The sequence below is a fragment of the Streptomyces cellostaticus genome, from assembly GCF_001513965.1.
GTDB lineage: Bacteria > Actinomycetota > Actinomycetes > Streptomycetales > Streptomycetaceae > Streptomyces > Streptomyces cellostaticus.
In genome coordinates this window covers 156,840-172,733 of the sequence record NZ_KQ948017.1, presented here as the reverse complement: position 1 = coordinate 172,733, position 15,894 = coordinate 156,840, and the positions used below count along the sequence as shown (strand labels likewise).

Annotated in this window: 13 protein-coding genes; 6 read left to right on the top strand and 7 right to left on the bottom strand. The window is 71.0% G+C overall.

Going from position 1 to position 15,894, the window contains the following annotated elements; all coding sequences use genetic code 11:
* Positions 1-21: 21 nt before the first annotated feature.
* Both AQI88_RS07930 and AQI88_RS07925 read right to left on the bottom strand, forming a co-directional pair.
* Positions 22-3,318 (bottom strand): non-ribosomal peptide synthetase, encoded by a 3,297-nt coding sequence (locus tag AQI88_RS07930; RefSeq protein WP_066994131.1) that lies wholly within the window; start codon positions 3,316-3,318, stop codon positions 22-24.
* A gap of 13 nt (positions 3,319-3,331) precedes the next feature.
* Positions 3,332-5,926: a Pls/PosA family non-ribosomal peptide synthetase gene (locus tag AQI88_RS07925; protein WP_066994128.1), complete on the bottom strand. Its 2,595-nt coding sequence runs from the start codon at positions 5,924-5,926 to the stop codon at positions 3,332-3,334.
* 341 nt (positions 5,927-6,267) lie between these two features.
* Here AQI88_RS07925 and AQI88_RS07920 point away from each other — a divergent pair, with 341 nt between their 5' ends.
* Positions 6,268-6,558 (top strand): DUF6400 family protein, encoded by a 291-nt coding sequence (locus AQI88_RS07920; protein ID WP_066994125.1) that lies wholly within the window; start codon positions 6,268-6,270, stop codon positions 6,556-6,558.
* Positions 6,545-6,778 (top strand): hypothetical protein, encoded by a 234-nt coding sequence (locus AQI88_RS07915; RefSeq protein ID WP_066994995.1) that lies wholly within the window; start codon positions 6,545-6,547, stop codon positions 6,776-6,778. The genes AQI88_RS07920 and AQI88_RS07915 overlap by 14 nt, the downstream gene beginning before the upstream one ends.
* Positions 6,779-6,795: 17 nt before the next feature.
* Here the strand turns inward: AQI88_RS07915 and AQI88_RS07910 are convergent, their stop codons facing one another.
* From AQI88_RS07910 to AQI88_RS07900, 3 genes are all read right to left on the bottom strand, one after another.
* Complete coding sequence (locus AQI88_RS07910) at positions 6,796-7,635, bottom strand: maleylpyruvate isomerase family mycothiol-dependent enzyme (RefSeq protein ID WP_066994123.1); 840 nt, start codon at positions 7,633-7,635, stop codon at positions 6,796-6,798.
* A 112-nt stretch (positions 7,636-7,747) separates the two neighbouring features.
* Positions 7,748-8,326 carry an AMIN-like domain-containing (lipo)protein gene (locus tag AQI88_RS07905; protein WP_066994120.1) on the bottom strand — a complete coding sequence of 193 codons (579 nt, stop codon included), beginning with the start codon at positions 8,324-8,326 and terminating at the stop codon, positions 7,748-7,750.
* 111 nt (positions 8,327-8,437) lie between these two features.
* Positions 8,438-9,502 carry an NAD(+)/NADH kinase gene (locus tag AQI88_RS07900; RefSeq protein ID WP_066994117.1) on the bottom strand — a complete coding sequence of 355 codons (1,065 nt, stop codon included), beginning with the start codon at positions 9,500-9,502 and terminating at the stop codon, positions 8,438-8,440.
* A gap of 249 nt (positions 9,503-9,751) precedes the next feature.
* Between AQI88_RS07900 and AQI88_RS07895 the strand changes: the two genes are divergently transcribed.
* Positions 9,752-10,456, top strand: a complete 705-nt coding sequence (locus AQI88_RS07895) for a DUF4232 domain-containing protein (protein WP_066994114.1) — start codon at positions 9,752-9,754, stop codon at positions 10,454-10,456.
* Between the two features lie 57 nt (positions 10,457-10,513).
* Here AQI88_RS07895 and AQI88_RS07890 read toward each other — a convergent pair whose 3' ends face one another.
* Positions 10,514-11,401, bottom strand: coding sequence for a serine hydrolase (locus AQI88_RS07890; RefSeq protein WP_066994992.1), 888 nt, complete (start codon positions 11,399-11,401; stop codon positions 10,514-10,516).
* Positions 11,402-11,657: 256 nt separating this feature from the next.
* Between AQI88_RS07890 and AQI88_RS07885 the strand changes: the two genes are divergently transcribed.
* Positions 11,658-13,109, top strand: a complete 1,452-nt coding sequence (locus AQI88_RS07885; RefSeq protein WP_208615736.1) for a purine-cytosine permease family protein — start codon at positions 11,658-11,660, stop codon at positions 13,107-13,109.
* Positions 13,110-13,185: 76 nt separating this feature from the next.
* On the opposite strand, the gene AQI88_RS07880 is transcribed toward AQI88_RS07885, so the two are convergent.
* Positions 13,186-14,340 (bottom strand): sensor histidine kinase, encoded by a 1,155-nt coding sequence (locus AQI88_RS07880; protein ID WP_066994107.1) that lies wholly within the window; start codon positions 14,338-14,340, stop codon positions 13,186-13,188.
* 238 nt (positions 14,341-14,578) lie between these two features.
* Between AQI88_RS07880 and AQI88_RS07875 the strand changes: the two genes are divergently transcribed.
* Both AQI88_RS07875 and AQI88_RS07870 read left to right on the top strand, forming a co-directional pair.
* On the top strand, positions 14,579-15,469 hold the full coding sequence (locus AQI88_RS07875) for an NmrA/HSCARG family protein (RefSeq protein ID WP_066994104.1): 891 nt from the start codon (positions 14,579-14,581) through the stop codon (positions 15,467-15,469).
* On the top strand, positions 15,466-15,891 hold the full coding sequence (locus AQI88_RS07870; protein WP_066994101.1) for a MarR family winged helix-turn-helix transcriptional regulator: 426 nt from the start codon (positions 15,466-15,468) through the stop codon (positions 15,889-15,891). Before AQI88_RS07875 ends, AQI88_RS07870 begins: the two co-directional genes overlap by 4 nt.
* Positions 15,892-15,894 lie beyond the last annotated feature (3 nt).

Sequence of the window (15,894 nt, the reverse complement as noted above, 5' to 3'; positions counted from 1 at the left end):
CGTCTGGAGGCTCTACGGGGTTCAGGAGGAGGCCAGTGGTGCTACGACGCCCAGGACGGCCTGTGCCGCCTGGGCCGGACGGGTGCGCGGGAAGTAGTGGCCGCCGTCGGCCAGCTCGTGCAGATCCACGTGCTCGGCCAGGAGCAGCCAGTCCCGGTGGCGCTGGGCATGGCCTGCGGTGTGCGGATCGTCGGCGGCGACGACCACCGAGACCGGCGCGGCCAGCTTCGCGAGTGCCGGGGATTCCAGGGCTGCGCAGAAATAGCGGTGCGCGGACACGCAGTCGTGCCGGTAGGCGGCACCGATGTGCTCGGCGTGCTGCGCGTTCAGTTCCGCGAGTTCGCTGTAGCCGCTGTCCGCGGTCAGCCGCGCGGCGATCTCCGCGTTGCTCCGGCTCGTCAGTTCGCCGATGGCGGCGCGCCGGTCGGCGGCGGTGCCGAGCAGCTGCGCACCGAGGAACACCCGCGGCACGTCCACACCGTGCGCCTGAAGCCTCCGGGCGGTCTCGACGGCCGGCGCGGCGCCCGACGAGTGGCCCCACAGCAGGACCCGGGTCAGGCCGCGCGCGGTGATCTCGGCGGTGACCCGCTCCGCCACCTGCGTGATCGAGGCGAACGGCTCCGGGTGGGAAGCCAGGTCGTGACCGGGCAGGTCCACCGCGAGGACCGCGATGCCGGTGCCCGCCAACGCGCTCGCCATCGGCTGGTAGTTGACCGCGTTGCCGCCCGCGTAGGGGAAGCACACCAGTGCGCACTGCGGCGCGCTGCCCGCTTCCGACAGCGGCTGGAGCAGCTCTGTGCGCTGGCGCGCCGTGCCGTCGAGGAGGGCGGCCAGGTCGGCGAGTACCGGGTGCCGGGTGATGTCCTTGAGGGACACAGCCCGGTCGAGCGCGATGGTGAGTCTGACCGCCGTCAGCGAGGTGGCCCCGGAGTCGAAGAAGTGGTCCTTCCGGCCGATGTGGTGCTCGGGGACGCCCAGCAGACCGGCCCAGGCGGCCGCCAGCTTCCGCTCGGTCGGGGTGAGCGGGACGCGCTCGTCCTTGCTGTGAACGGCTGGTTCCGTCGCTCCCGTCGCTCCCGTCGCTCCCGTCGCTCCCGTCGCTCCCGTCGCTTCCGCGAGAGCGGTGAGCACCTTCCTGTCGATCTTGCCGTTGGCGGTCAGGGGCAGACCGGGCTGCCAGTGGAAGGCCGAGGGGACCATGTAGCCGGGCAGGACGGCACCCAGCGCCTCGCGCAGCCCGTGCGTCTGCAGGTGCCGGCCCGTGTAGAAGGCGATCAGGTGCTTGTTCTGCCCGGCCCGGTCGGCGACCACCACCGCACCGTCCCGCACCCCGGCCACCCGCAGCAGGGCGTTCTCGATCTCGCCGATCTCGATGCGGAAGCCGCGGATCTTGACCTGGTTGTCCCGGCGGCCGAGGAACTCCAGCTTGCCGCCGGGGTGCCAGCGCCCCCAGTCACCTCCGAGGTAGAGCCGCTGACCCGGCCGGTACGGGTCCTGCCGGTAGGCCTCTCGGGTCCGCTCGGGGTCGTTGACGTACCCACGGCCCACGCAGACACCCGAGAACGCGATCAGTCCCGGAGCGCCAAGCGGCACCAACGACAGCTGCTCGTCCACGACGTAGACGTGCACGTTGTTGACCGCACGCCCCAGCAGAACGCGCTCGGGCACCGCGTCCATCACCTCGTGGTTGGTGTCGTCCGACGTCTCGGTCAGTCCGTAGGCGTTGACCAGCTTGATCTCCGGCTGGATCGCGAACCAGCGCTGGACCAGCTCCCGTTTCAGCGCCTCACCGGTCACCGACACGCACCGCAGGTCCGGCACGGCGCGGGGGTGCTGCTCCAGATACGAGACCACGACCTCCAGATAGGAGGGCACGACCTGCGCCACCGCCACCCGGCCGCGGACGAGCGTGTCGACGAACCGCTCCACGTCCACGATCACGTCCTGCCCGACCAGCAGCGTCCGCCCGCCCACCAGCAGCGAGGACACCAGCTGCCACAGCGAGATGTCGAAGCACTGCGGGGCGGTCTGCGCCACCACGCATCCCTCGCCGATCCCCAGGTCGTCGATCTTGGCGAAGAGATGGTTGAGCAGACCCGCGTGCTCGCACATCGCGCCCTTCGGCTCGCCGGTGGAGCCGGACGTGAAGTAGATGTAGGCCAGCTGATCGGCGTCGACCCGCACCCCGAGATCCCCGTCGGTGTGCGGCTCCGTGTACGCCGTCTCGATCAGCAGCCTCTCGGTTCCCGGCTCGGCGGCGAGCGCCCGGTCGAGGGTCCGGGTGCTGCCGGACTCGGTCAGGACCAGTCGGCACCCCGCGCGTGACAACGTTGCCGCGATGCGGTCGGCCGGGAAGTGCGGCTCGATGGGGAGGTAGGCGCCGCCCGCCTTGAACACCGCCAGCGTGGCGGCCAGCCAGTCGAGACTGCGTTCGGTGACCACGGCGACCACGTCTTCCCGGCCCAGCCCGCGTGCCAGCAGCGCCCGCGCCAACCGGTTCGCCCGCGCGTTCAGCTCTGCGTACGTCCACTCCTGCTCGCCGTGCACCGCCGCCACCGCGTCCGGATGCGCCCGTACCCGCTGCTCGAACAGTTCGTGCGCCCGCGCGTCCGGCAGCGAACGGCGGGGCCCGGCCAGCCCTTCCAACTGCTCGCGCACCTCGTCGGCCGACAGCAGACTCTGCCGGGCGTGCTCGGCGTCCACGTCGGCCGTCATCAGCCGAAGCGCCGTCACGTGGTAGCCGCCGATCCGGGCCGCGCCCGCGGCGTCCAGCACGTCCGTGCGGTAGCGCAGCCGCAGCCACAGCCGTCCGTCCCGGTCGGACCACCGCACGTGCAGAACGCCGTCATCAGCGAGGGTGTCCTCGCCCGCCCGGGGACCGAACACGACTTCGTACGACGGCTCCGCCGCGCCCAGCTCCCGCCGCAGTTCGTCCACCGGGAACTCCCGGTGCGCCAGCACCTGTGCCTCGGCGTGCTGAGCGGTCGACACCAGTGCGCGCCAGGAGCCCGGGGGAACGGCCAGGCGGCACGGCAGCGGCTCGCCTCGCACACCGGCGGCGTAACCCGTCACGACCTCGTGCTCACCGGACAACGCGGCCAACACCCTGGCATGCGCCGCCAGCAGGAACGCGCTGACCGGTACTCCCCACTCCCGTACCAGCCCACGTACCGCCTCGGCCACGTCGTCCGGCACCGCTGCCTCGTGCTCGGCCGCTCCGGGAACCGGCTGCCGGACCCAGCGTGGCACCGCGGTGGTACCACCTTCGGCCAGCACACGGCTCCAGAACTCCCGGTCCGCTTCCACACACGCTCCCATCGAATGGCCTTCCTCAACTCAGGGTCGCCGCAGTGGCGTTGGCCGATGACGGTGACATTGCCCGGCCGCCTGCGCAGGACTGGTCGGCGGCATCCGGCATGTCCACGGCGGGGTTGCCGCCCCACCGTGCGTACGGGGGGACCTCCTCGCCCTTCATGAGGAAGGAATCGGGCGCCAGCACCGCGCCGTCGCCCATCGTCACGCCGTAATGCACATGGGCGGCGATGCCCAGCGTGCAGCCGGCACCGAGCGTGGTGCCGTCGGACTTGAAGGTGCCGTCCTCCTGCGAGTGGCACTGGATCTTGCTCCCGGCGTTGAGGGTGCACTCGTCGCCGATGGTGGCGAGTGACCGCTCCGTCAGATAGCAGCCGTCGTCGAAGACCCTGCCGCCGATGCGCACGCCCAGCAGTCGCCAGACCAGGGTCTTGAAGGGCGTTCCGTTGAAGATGTCGAGGTAATGGTCCGGCACCTTCCACAGGCGCTCGTGCCACCAGAAGTAGGGGTCGTAGATGGAGCACAGCCGGGGCCGCAGCGCACGGAACGACGTGATGCACCGCTCCACCAGGACGAAGTAGAGGGTGCTGAACGCGAGAGTGATGGCCAGGTATCCGGCGATCACCAGGTGTCCGGCCGCTCCGTACAGATCCACGGACGCGAGTCCGAACAGCGTGAGCGCAAAGGCGTGCAGCCACCGCACGAGCAGCATGAGGACCATCGAGCGCAGGTTGTAGCGGTTCTTCGCGGCGAGACGACGGTGGAGTACGTCGCCGGTCCTGAGGCCGTCGAACCGTGAGTCACGCTCCACCGACCGGGGAATCTCGAAGCACGGCGAACCGAGGAGCCCTACGTTTTCCCGGACCTCACCGTCGAGGGGAACCATCACCTTCGTGGCGAGCAGGCAGTTGGCACCTGTTCTGGCGCCTGCGGGATAGGCGATGTTGTTGCCGAGGAAGTTGTGCGGCCCGATCGACGCACGGGACAGCCGGAAGGACGTACTGGAAAAGTCCGCGTTGATGATGGACAGTCCGTCGGCCACCATCGTTCCGCTGCCGACAGAGACCAGAAACGGGGTCTCGTGCTGCACTTCGGTACCGAAGTTCGACCCGGTCTGCTCGACCCGTGACAAGTCGTATCCGAGTCCTTGGAGATAGTGCACGATGTAGGAGCTGTCACCGAACAGCCAGGCGAAGAACTTGATGTTCGTCATGCGAGCCGTCGCCCGGTGTACCGCGTAGTGGAATCCGTAGAGCGGATAGACCCGGTCCGGCTTGACGGCCAGCCTCAGCAGCCGCGGAACGGTGCACAGGGCGACGAGGCCCACGACGACGAAGCCGAAGAACAGGACGAGCGAGAGTTCCAGCGCGTCGGGGATCAATTCCGACCGCTTCACTGCGGCCATCTGCGGGTCGAGGCGCTTTCCGATCGCCGGTACCTCGGTGAACAGCATGTACACCCCGCCGACGGCCAGCGGAAGGTACAGGAAGAACAGCTGAAGCAGCGTGACGAGTCCGAACCAGGCCCGGCGCCCGGTGCCGCACCTGGCCGGCGCGACCCGCACGTAGTCGATCTCGGTGGCCTGTGCCGGGGTTCCGTGCCAGTGCTCGCCGTCCGGGACCGCCTGGCCGCGGTGCAGGGCGGACGAGTGACCGAGCTGGGCGCCGTCGCCCATCGTCGTGTCGATGTCCAGGACGGTCTTCTCGCCGATGAACACATCGCGGCCGAGAGTGATCCGGCCGGTCTGGATACGCCCCGAGTGGGCCCGGTAGCCGAGGAAGAACGAGTCCTTGCGGATGACCGTGCCGGCGCCGATCGTGAGCAGGTCGGTGCAGACCGGGACGGACGGGGAGAGGATCGTGACTCCCTTGCCGATCCGTGCGCCGAGCGCTCGGAGATACAGCACGTACAGCGGATTGCCGACGAAGAGGATCATCGGATTCGCGTGGAGCAGTACCTTGACGAGCCAGAAGCGCAGATATGTCAGACCCCAGACGGGGAACTCTCCCGGTTTCCAGCGGCCTATGAGAATCCATTTGGCGACGACCGGGAACGTGCACAGAGCGATGAACCCGATGCCTCCGACCAGCAGCGACCGCAGATAGATGTCGGCCAGTCCTGAGCCGGTGGCGATCCAGCCGTATCCGCCGTCGGCGGCAAAACCGGCGACCAGGGAGTACCCGAGGAATACCAGTAACTGGAATGTTCCACAGAGCACATGGTTCAACTTGCCCGTGCCTGTCACCGGAGCCGGCGGGTTCATGGGCGCCGCCGGTGAGGCGGGGACCGATGAACCGACGGGAGGGGGAGCGGCCTCGGCGAAAGCCGCCGCCAGACTTCGGATCGTGGGGTGCCGGTAGATGTCCTTCATGGACGGGGACGGCAGGTCTGCTCTCTTCCTCACCCGCGCGCAGAACTGGGCCATGACCAGGGAGTTGGCGCCGAGGTCGGTAAAGAAGTGCCTGTCGACCGGAACGCGCTCGGCGCATACGACGTCAGCCAGCGCTTTCGCGAGTTCCCGCTCGGTATCCGTCGCAGGGCCGGCGCCGCTCAGCCTGGTGACGGCGCCTTCGTCCGGCCCGGACAGAGGGACCTCGGAGGACTGCTCCACCATTCGATCTCCTGGAAGACGTCTGGATCGCCGTCGGCCGCCGGTGGCGGGGTCGGGTCCCTCGGGCATTGAAGAAAGGCCCGCCGAACCATCGGAAGCTCAAGGCGCGTGCTCTTTCCTGATCACGAACCGTCGGCTTCAGTTTCGGTCCGCCACCGGCAGGCTGCCACTTCGAATCGACCACTGTGCGAGCGAGGAATGCCCGAAGGGCCCGTGTTCCTTGGATCCCCGCAGAACCTGGGCGCGTTGCCGATCACCCGAATGGCCGCCCCTTCGGCAGGCTCGCTGTGACTTCCCCCACCTGCTCTTGCCCTGGCGGGTAAGGCGTACCTACGTTCGATCCCATGTCCTCCCATGGCCCCACCCTTCCTGACGAACCGGACGAATCCGCCGCTGCGAGCGGGCCCGCACCGGTCGACTTCGCCTTCGACCTGAGCTCCCACGAAATGCTCCGGCGGACGCACACCCTGGCCGCGCTGGGGCCCGACTGGGACCCCGTCGCCGCACTGCGCGGTGAGGAGGAGGCGTATGACCTGCTGTACTCCGGCCTCAGCGCGGAGCAGCAGCGCGTGTACGAGGAACTGGTCGCGGCCGGTGTGCTCCCGGCCCGCGGGGGCGGCGATGCTGCCGCTTGACCCGCAGGCCGACATCGGCCGCCGCGCCTGGGTGGCCTGTCCGAACTGCGACGACCACCGCACCTGCGTCACCTGCCGGCAGGGGCGTACGTGCCACGGACACTGGCGCTACCTGCTCTCCAACACCGGCAGCCTGCTCCACCTGCAGTGCCCGTCCTGCACCCACGTCTGGACCCACGAGACCCATTTCGGCGCCACCCGCTCAGGCCCGTCGTCGTGAAGCAGCCGTGAGCCGGCTCAGGGCGCGGTGAACAGGGCCGGGAAGCGCGGTGCCAGCCACGGTTTGGGGCCCCAGGCGAGGACCTGCCCCTGGGCGATGGCACGCCAGGGGTTGCGCCGGCCCAGTGCGATGAGCAGGAAGGTGACGGGCTCGATGAGGATGGTGCAGTCCGCACGGCCGGGCGGCGGCCCCGGCGTCACCTGCACGGCGCCGTCGGCCAGGGACACGCCGAACGCCTCGCCGCCGCGGAGCCGGACCCGGTAGCGGGCCGTGAGACCGGCCGTGGCCCCGGTGTCGGCGACACGTGGCATGACCGAGAGCATGAACGGCATGCAGAGGCTCACCCGCGCGCGGTCGACCATGTGCGGACGCCTCAGGGCGCGAGCGAGGTCGTATCCGTGGCCCAGCATGTGCGTGAGCAGGTATGACGCGAGGACGGACGGGTGCATGGGGCCCAGGGGCGTGGCCGGTGCCGGGCCGTCGGCGGCCCCGCCGGCCGCGGTCCGTGTCATGGCGTCCAGGAACGCCTCGGCCTGGTCCGTGATCATCGTCGCCAGTGGTTCCGCACGGCGCTCCCCGAAGGCGGCGAGGGACCGGGCGTTGGCCGCGGCCAGGCTCTGGGGTGTGCCGTCTCCGTAGGGGCGCTCACGCCCGGACGCCAGATCGGCCATCAGCTCATTGGCCAGGGCCAGATGGGCGGCCGCCTCGCCGAGGGTCCATTCCGATCCCGGCACGGGAAGTGCCGTGCCGGGCGCGCTCCGCAGCAGTGCGGCTATCTCCTCTGCGGTCCCTCGTATCGCTTGCCCCAGCCCTTCGGGCAACGTCCCTGAGCCGTCCTGTCGTACCGTCGAGTGCACGCCGTCCGCTCCCCTCCCGCCCGGCACGGCCCGCGCACCTGTGGCGCCGGTACCCAACCAGACTCGGGGGCGCGCGGCAAGTCTCCGCGCGCCCCGGTCTTGGTCCACGTACTCAGCGGCTGCCCGTCCAGTTGTGGGCCACGTCGACGACCAGCCGGTCGGACAGCTGGATCACCCGGAACGGCAGCCGGGCGCGGACGCCGAGACCGATCTGTGTCTCCCCCTCGAAGCTGCCGGCGTACCGGGTGTCCTTGAAGGTGCGGTACCCGCTGAGGTTCACGCCGGGAAGGGGCCGTCCCACCTTGCCCGGGTACGTCACCGCGCCGGTCACCGGGTCGTAGCTCGGCGCGCCGACGTGGACGTCGAGCACGGCCCCGCCGCCGACCGGGATGTACCGGCCGCTCGCGGACTGGTGGAGCCGGTTGACGTATCTGACGGAATACCCGATGTGGCTGCCGCCTCCGGGTACGGCGAACACCATGCGGTCGAAGCAGTCATGCCGACCGGTCTTGATGTCCTTCAGCGGCACGGATCCGACGGCTGTGCCGCCCTTGGCGCCGCTGCCCCAGCCCGTCGGGCAGGCCGTGGCCCGTGCGGTCGCCGCCGGTGCGGCGTCCGCGGCGGTGGTCGCCGCTCCCCAGCCGGCCCCCGCGAGAAGAAGTGCCGCCACCGCGGCTCCGATTCGTCGCATGATGTCCCCCTTGGTCGAGTCATCCTTTTATGGGGTGAGACATCCGGGTGCGGTGAATGGTTGCATGCCGGGACGCGTGAGTTCTGCCGGACCTCCGCAGGGGACCTCAGGTTAGCCGAGGCTCGTCGGGAGCGGCGGCAGCGCGAGGTGTGCGAGATCATCCGGCGGCGGTGTGGTCACCGGCCACAGCGGGGCGGCGGTCCCGTCGGCGAGCGCGGCCGGAGCGTCGGTGAGGTTCATGCGCTCCCGCAGTCGGCCGTAGAAGTCCATGGGGCCCAGCCGGACCGCCTTGAGCCGGCGGGGAGCGGCGTACACGCCGATCCAGTCCCCGGGATTGAGCACACCTCGCAGCTGGCCGTCGATACTGACGGCGGCCTGGCCCGAGCGTTCGAGCACGCGTAGTGCGACGGGCTCGTCGGGGGCGGCCACGACCGAGCGGTTGAACGCCATGTGCGGGGCGACCGGTGTGAAGACGAGGCCCTCCGCGCGCGGCGAGACGACCGGACCGCCGGCGGCGAAGCTGTACGCGGTGGAGCCCGTGGGCGTGGCCACCAGCAGCGCGTCGGCCGAGTAGGACGCGAGGAGCCGGCCGGCCAGATAGACGCCGACCGACACCTGCCGGTCCCGGGCCAGCTTCTCCACGACGATGTCGTTCAGTGCGGTGACGTTCAGGGCGACACCCCAGTCGTCACCGATCTCGCACTCCGAGCGCACCCGGGGCGGGGGCAGCAGCGGCCCACGGCCGTATTGCATCAGCGCCTCCATGTGCTGCGGCACCTCCAGCCGGCACGACGCCCGCATGGTCAGGAGCATCCGGCTCTCGACGGTGATCCGCTCCTCCCGTACGGCATCCAGCGCCGTGCGCACCGCCGTGGCGGGGACTTCCGTCAGGAACCCCACCCGTCCGAGGTCGACGCCGAGGACCATGACGTCGCCCTCGGCCGCCAGCCGGGCACCCCGCAGGAAGGTCCCGTCGCCGCCCAGGGTGACGATGAGGTCCGGATCGCCCGCGGCATCGAGCTCTTCCCGGGCGCTGTGCCGCTCGCCGTCCTGCCACACGTCGATGTCGGCACACCCCACGGCATGCTCGGCGCACCACCCGCGCACGGCCCTCGCCGCGGCCACGGCCTCCGCCCGTCCGCCGTGAACGACCAGGCCGATCCGGTTCACCGTCATACCCGCCTCCCAGCCGGCTCGCCCAGGAAGCCATCCTCGCCGCGAACCGAGCCGGCGCCTCATCCGCCACGCCGCCGGGCCCGGACCCCGGCCCCCGCCGGGCGTCCGTGCCGATCCAGCCCGGTTTCCGTCACCGCCGTGTCACAGGTGATCCACAGGGGAACCCCTGGTCCGGCGGCTCTGTCTCCGACGGTGTGCACCGGCCCGGAGGCCGGTCGACCTGTGTACTTCGGAAATCGGGGGGACCCCATGCAGTACCGAAACACCGTCCGCGTCACCGCGTCGGCGACGGCCGTGATCGCGGCTGCACTGTCGTTGTCGGCGTGCCAGTCGGGTGGCGGCGATCCGGCTGCCGAGAAGACCTCCCAGGCCCCCACCACCGCGTCGTCTTCCTCCACGGCCTCCTCCCCGACGAGCCCGGGTACCGCGACCTCGCGGCCCGCCGGCGGCGCCACGCCGACCGCTTCGGGTGCCCCTGCCTCTCCCGCGTCCGCCACGTCGGCCGCCTCGGTGCCGGCGTGTGGGGCGGCGGCCGTGGAGGCGAGTGCGTACCAGGCCGCGGTCCGTCCGGATGGCACGGGCACCGGAGCGGCGGTCGTGCAGTTCACCAACGTCTCCGGGCGGCCCTGCGTCCTGAGCGGCTACCCGACGGTGGCCGGGGCGGGCAACGGCTCGCCCGAGCACAACAGCCCGCTGTCGGTGACCCGTACGGGCGCCGCGTCGGCGATACGGGTCGCGCCGGGCGGCAAGGCATGGGTGAAGCTGACCTTCGTGCAGGTACAGGGAGAGGCTGACGGCTACTGCGTGTCCGGCGCCAAGCCCGTCGTGTACCCGACGCTGGTGGTCGGCCTGCCCGGGGCGGGGGCTCATCAAGTCGCCCTGTCCGACGGTGAGTTCGCCGAGTGCGACAACAAGGTCACGGTGACCGCGGTCTCGGCGGCGAAGCCTTCCTGAAGGCGCCCTGAGCGCTGAGCACGCCGCCCCCGGCCGAACGCCGGGGGCGGCGTGCCGTCAGTGGGCGGTCGTCGTGGAGACGGCGGTACGGGCCGCCCGTTCCACCAGGGCGATGCCGTCCTTCATCGACGTGTTGCCGTCCGAGAGCACCGCGACGAGGTAGTGGTGCCCGCCGGCCGTGATCCGGCCGACGCTGTTGACGTCCCACAGTCCGGTCGTGTTGCGCTGCAGCCAGCCGTTCTTCAGGGCCCACCCGGACCCGGCGGCCGCCGAGACACCCCAGGCCTGATCGGCGGCGACACCGCTCATCAGCGTGCGGATGTAGGCGCGGGACGCGTCGTCGAGCGCCGGCCCGGTCCCGGCCTTCATGGCCGCGCCGGTGTCGAAGACCCCGCGCAGCAGGCGTATCTGGTCGCTCGCCGTGGTCCGGGTCAGCCCCCACTTGACGCCGGGGCCGCCTGCGGTGGAGGTCAGCCCCAGCCGCTTGTTCGCCGCCTTGAGGCCCGGAGCGAGTCCGACCCGCCGCCAGAGGGCGTCCGCCGCCGTGTTGTCGCTGTGCTCAATCATCTTCTCCGCCTGGGCGCGCTCCTGCGTGGTCAGGCCGTGCCCGGAGTCCTGCGCCTGGAGCAGCCTCGCCGCGAGGATGTCGACCTTGATGATGCTCGCCGTGTCGTAGGGGGTGTCGGCGCCGTACAGCGCGGGTTCCCGGCCTGTGCCGTCCAGGTCGAGCACCGCCGCCGTCACACGGGCCTTCCCCTGTGCCTGCACCGAGGCGGGAAAGCCGGCCGCGGTGGAGCCGGACGGCGCCGACGCCGCGGCCGCCGGTGCCGGGGCGAGCGCACCGGCCGCGAGCAGCGCCGCCGGCACGGCCGCGAGTACGCCGGAGATCGCTGTGCGCCTTCCCGGGATCCGCGGGCGCGACAGGGGACGGGAGCGGTACGGCATGGTGAGCGGCCTCGGCAGGTCGGAGGGAAGGAACACAGCACAGCGAACGTAAACAAAACGCCCGCTCGGCGAAGTGACCGCTGCCACGGCGAGGGCCCTTTGCCTGCCTTTTGTGAGGAGGGCAACACGGTGACCGGACCTCGCACGGCGTGACGGGCCGGGTTCCGATGCCACCGGACGACGCCGCCCCGGTGTCCGCCGCATTCCAGCGGGGGAACAATGTGACCGGAGGGGCGGACCGGCCTCGGGAGGCGGCATGAGCACATCAGCGGAGCCGAGGGTGTCCGGCCTCGAGGTCCGGTCGATCGACTACGTCCCCCTTGACGAGCGGCACGGCAAGCTCTGGCATCTGGGCCCCTTGTGGTTCATGTCCAACGCCCAGATCGCGACCCTGGCGGTGGGGCTGATCAGCATCACCGAGGGCGGCAACCTCATCTGGTCGCTGCTGGCCATCGTCGCCGGTACCGTCATCGGCACCTTCTTCATGGCCTTCCACTCGGCCCAGGGCCCCCAGCTGGGGCTGCCGCAGATGATCCAGTCGCGGCCCCAGTTCGGCTACGTCGGCGCCCTCCTGGTGTGGCTCTTCGCCTATGTGCAGTACGCGGGATTCAACGTCTTCAACAGCATCCTCGCCGCCGACGCCCTCCACACCACGGTGCACGGCGGCGTCAAGCTGTGGGTGGTCGTGGTCACCGCGGTCGCGCTGGTCATCGCGCTGGTGGGCTACGACATCATCCACAAGGCCGAGCGGTTCCTGACGTACACCTTCCTCGTCGTCTTCGGGATCTTCACCGTCGGCGTCCTGGTCACCCTGCACTACCCGGCGGGCTCCTTCGACCTCGGCGCCTTCAAGGCGACGCCGTTCCTCGCCCAGTTCGGCGTGGTCGCCGGCTACCAGATCAGCTGGGCCATCTACGTCTCGGACTACTCGCGCTACCTCCCGCCGGACGTGACGGTCAGGAAGACCTTCTACTGGACGTACTTCGGCTCCGCGCTCGGCGGCATCTGGCTGATGGCGCTCGGGGCGATGCTGGCCGCGTGGGCCGGCAAGGACTTCGAGACGATCGCGTCGATCAACGCCGCGGGCGACAAGGTGTTCGACGGCTTCGGTGCGATCGTGCTGCTCTTCGCCACCCTGGGCCTGGTCTCCGTCACCGCACTGAACATGTACGGCGGTTCACTGACCCTCATCAGCGCCATCGACTCGTTCAAGCGGGTCCGGCCGACGCTGGGCGTGCGTCTGCTGACCCTCGGGCTGACCGCGGCGCTCTCCCTGGTCGGCGCGCTGGCCGCGACCTCCAACTTCCTTGAGAACTTCAACAACTTCCTGCTGCTGGTGCTGTACCTGTTCATCCCGTGGACCGCGGTGAACCTGATGGACTACTACGTCGTGCGCCGCGGGCACTACGCCGTCGCCGAGATCTTCAACCCGCACGGCATCTACGGGCGTTGGGGCTGGCACGGCATCATCTCGTACCTGGTCGGCTTCGCCCTCATGGTCCCGTTCTTCTCCGTCGGGACCCTGTACGTCGGCCCCGTCGCCAAGGCGCTCGGCGGAGCCGACATCTCCCTGTTCATCGGGCTGCCGGTCTCCGCTGCGCTGTACTGGTGGCTGACGCGCTCGATCGACGTGACGGCCGAGACCCGGGTGGCCGAGGCGGAGGCGGCGGCGCTGGAGCAGGCGGCGCACGAACACCGCGAGCCCTGACCGGGGTACGCGACGGGGCGAGCCGGCGGTTCAACGCCCTCGGGCGACTGCTTGCCGTAGGTGTAGTCCCCGGCGATCACCACACGCACGGCAGCCGCACCTCCATCACGGTCGGGCCTCCGGCGGGGCTGGACACCTGCATGCTGCCGTCGAGCGCGGCGACCCGGCGGCGGATGCCAAGCAGGCCGGTACCGCCGTTCTCGTCGGCCCCGCCCGTGCCGTCGTCCCGGACGACGGCACGCAGCCCGGTGCGCAGCCGTTCCAGCCGGACGGCCGCCCGCCCGCCGCTGCTGTGCCTGGCGGCGTTGGTCAGCGCCTCGGCGACCGCGAAGTACGCGGCGGCCTCGACGGCGGCCGGCGGCCGCGGACCCTCGTCGAGACCGCCCTCCACCTCCACGGTCACCGCCAGACCACTGCTCGCGCCCAGTGCCCGTACGGCACCGACGAGGCCGCGGTCGGTGAGGATCGGCGGATGGATGCCGCGCACCACCTGCCGCAGTTCGGTGAGCGCCTCCTCGGCCTGGTCCTGAGCCTCGGCCAGCAGCCTGCGCGCCGTCTCCGGATCACGGTCGTAGGCGCGCTGCGCCAGCCCGATCCGCATGGACAGCGCCACCAGACGGGCCTGGGCGCCGTCGTGCAGATCGCGTTCGATACGGCGCAGTTCGGCCTCGTGCGCGGCGATCGCGTCGGCGCGGGTCGCGGCCAGCTGTTCGACCCGGGCGGCCAGCAGCGCCTTGGGCGAGGGCCTGAGCAGAGCCGTCGACCAGCGGGCTTCCAGATCGGCGATCCGGGTGATCAGCGGCAGTACGACCGGTGCCCGGCGCAGCAGTGCGCACCACACCCCGTCGACGACCAGCCCCAGCGGCCCCAGCGGCAGCGGCAGGAAGACCAGAGCGCCGTACACGTACGAGGCCGTCATCCAGCGCAGGTCGATGAGGGTTCCGGAGTCGCGGACCGCGGTGCGCAGGCGTACGCGCAGCGGTCCGGTCAGGGACTGGTACGCCTCCGGGATCTCCCGGCCCGTCCATGCGGCGGTCATGCGCCGCTTGGCACCGGCGATCCGCCGGATCAGCAGCACGGTCTCGGGCAGCATCCACGCCCCGATCACCGCGATCGTTCCCACGGCCGTGATCAGCAGCACGGTGATGAAGAGGTACAACCCGAAGGCCATGACCGCGGCCAGAGCCAGGTGAACCGTGGCACGCCCGGCCTGCCGCAACGCTTTGCCCATACGGCCACGCTAGGCGATCAGGCGCGGACGGCCGGTGGAGCGGGCTGCACCATCGCGGTGCAGCCCGCTCCACCATCGCTCCGGGACACCTTCCGGGGAGTGATCCACCTCGCAGCAAATTGTCTGCGCGACGCAGGGGAGGTGGGATATTCTCCTTCGTGACGCAGCCAATGCGCGGTGCAGATGCATCGGCATCGCTCGTCACGCCCCATCCCGAACTCTCCCTTCAGGAGCCCCCATGCTCACCATCGCCGTCACCGGCGCGACCGGCGCCCAGGGCGGTGCCACGGCCCGTGCCCTGCTGGCCGCCGGCCACCGGGTCCGCGCCCTCACCCGCACCCCCGCCGCACCGGCGGCCGAGGCTCTGCGCCGGCTCGGCGCGGACGTCCGCCACGCCGACTTCGACGACCGTTCCTCCCTCGACGCAGCCCTCGCGGGCGCCGATTCCCTCTTCGCCGTGACGACCCCGTTCGGCACGGACACCGCGACCGAGGTCCGCCAGGGCAAGACCCTGCTGGATGCGGCGGCGGCCGCCCGGACCGGCCACATCGTGTTCACCTCGGCCGCGCACGCCGACCGCGGCACGGGCATTCCGCACTACGACAGCAAGGACGAGATCGAGCGCCACCTGCGGGCGACGGGCGTCCCCTGGACCGTCATCGCCCCGGCGGCCTTCATGGACAACTTCGCCTCCGGCTGGACCCTGGAGGGCCTGCGCGAGAACAGCTTCGCCTGGCCCATGCCGGCCGACCGCCCCCTGACCCTCATCCCCGCCGACGACATCGGCGCCTTCGCGGCCCTGGTCCTGCAGCGCCGGGCCGCCTTCACCGGCCGCCGCATCGACATCGCCTCCGACGAACTCACCGCCACCCAGATCGCCGCGGTCCTCGCGGCCGCCACCGGCCGCCCCGTCACCCACCGCGAGGTGCCGCTGTCCTACGTCCGCACCCACTCGCACGACCTCGCCGCGATGTTCGCCTACTTCACCGCCACCGGCCTCGACGTCGACGTCACCGGCCTGCGCCGCGCCCACCCCGAGGTGCGCTGGCACACCTTCGCCGACTGGGTCGCCGCCCAGGACTGGCCCGCTCTTCTCGCCCCGAACCCGAAGGAACCCGCTCTGTCATGAAGCCCATCGGCTACTGGCTCAACCGCACCGACCAGGCCCTCACCCGGCAGATGGACGCCATGTTGGCGGAGTACGGCCTCACCCGGCTGACCTGGCAGGTCCTCAACGTCGTACGCTCCGCGCCCGCAGCCACCGACACCGAGGTCCGCGCCGCCCTGGCCGCCAACGCCGACGCCACCGCCCTGACCGGCGCCCTCGAGGCCGTCGTCGCCGACGGATGGGCGCGGCGCCCCGCCCCGGGACTCCTCGCCCTCACCCCGGACGGCGACGCCCGCCTGGGCGCCGTCACCGAACGGGTCGCCATCTTCCGGGAGACGGTCATCGCCGGCATTTCGCTGGAGGAGTACGGCACCGCCGTACGCGTCCTGGAACGCATGACACACAACCTCGAAGCGACGTCGGGCACGGCCGCCATCGGCTGAGGG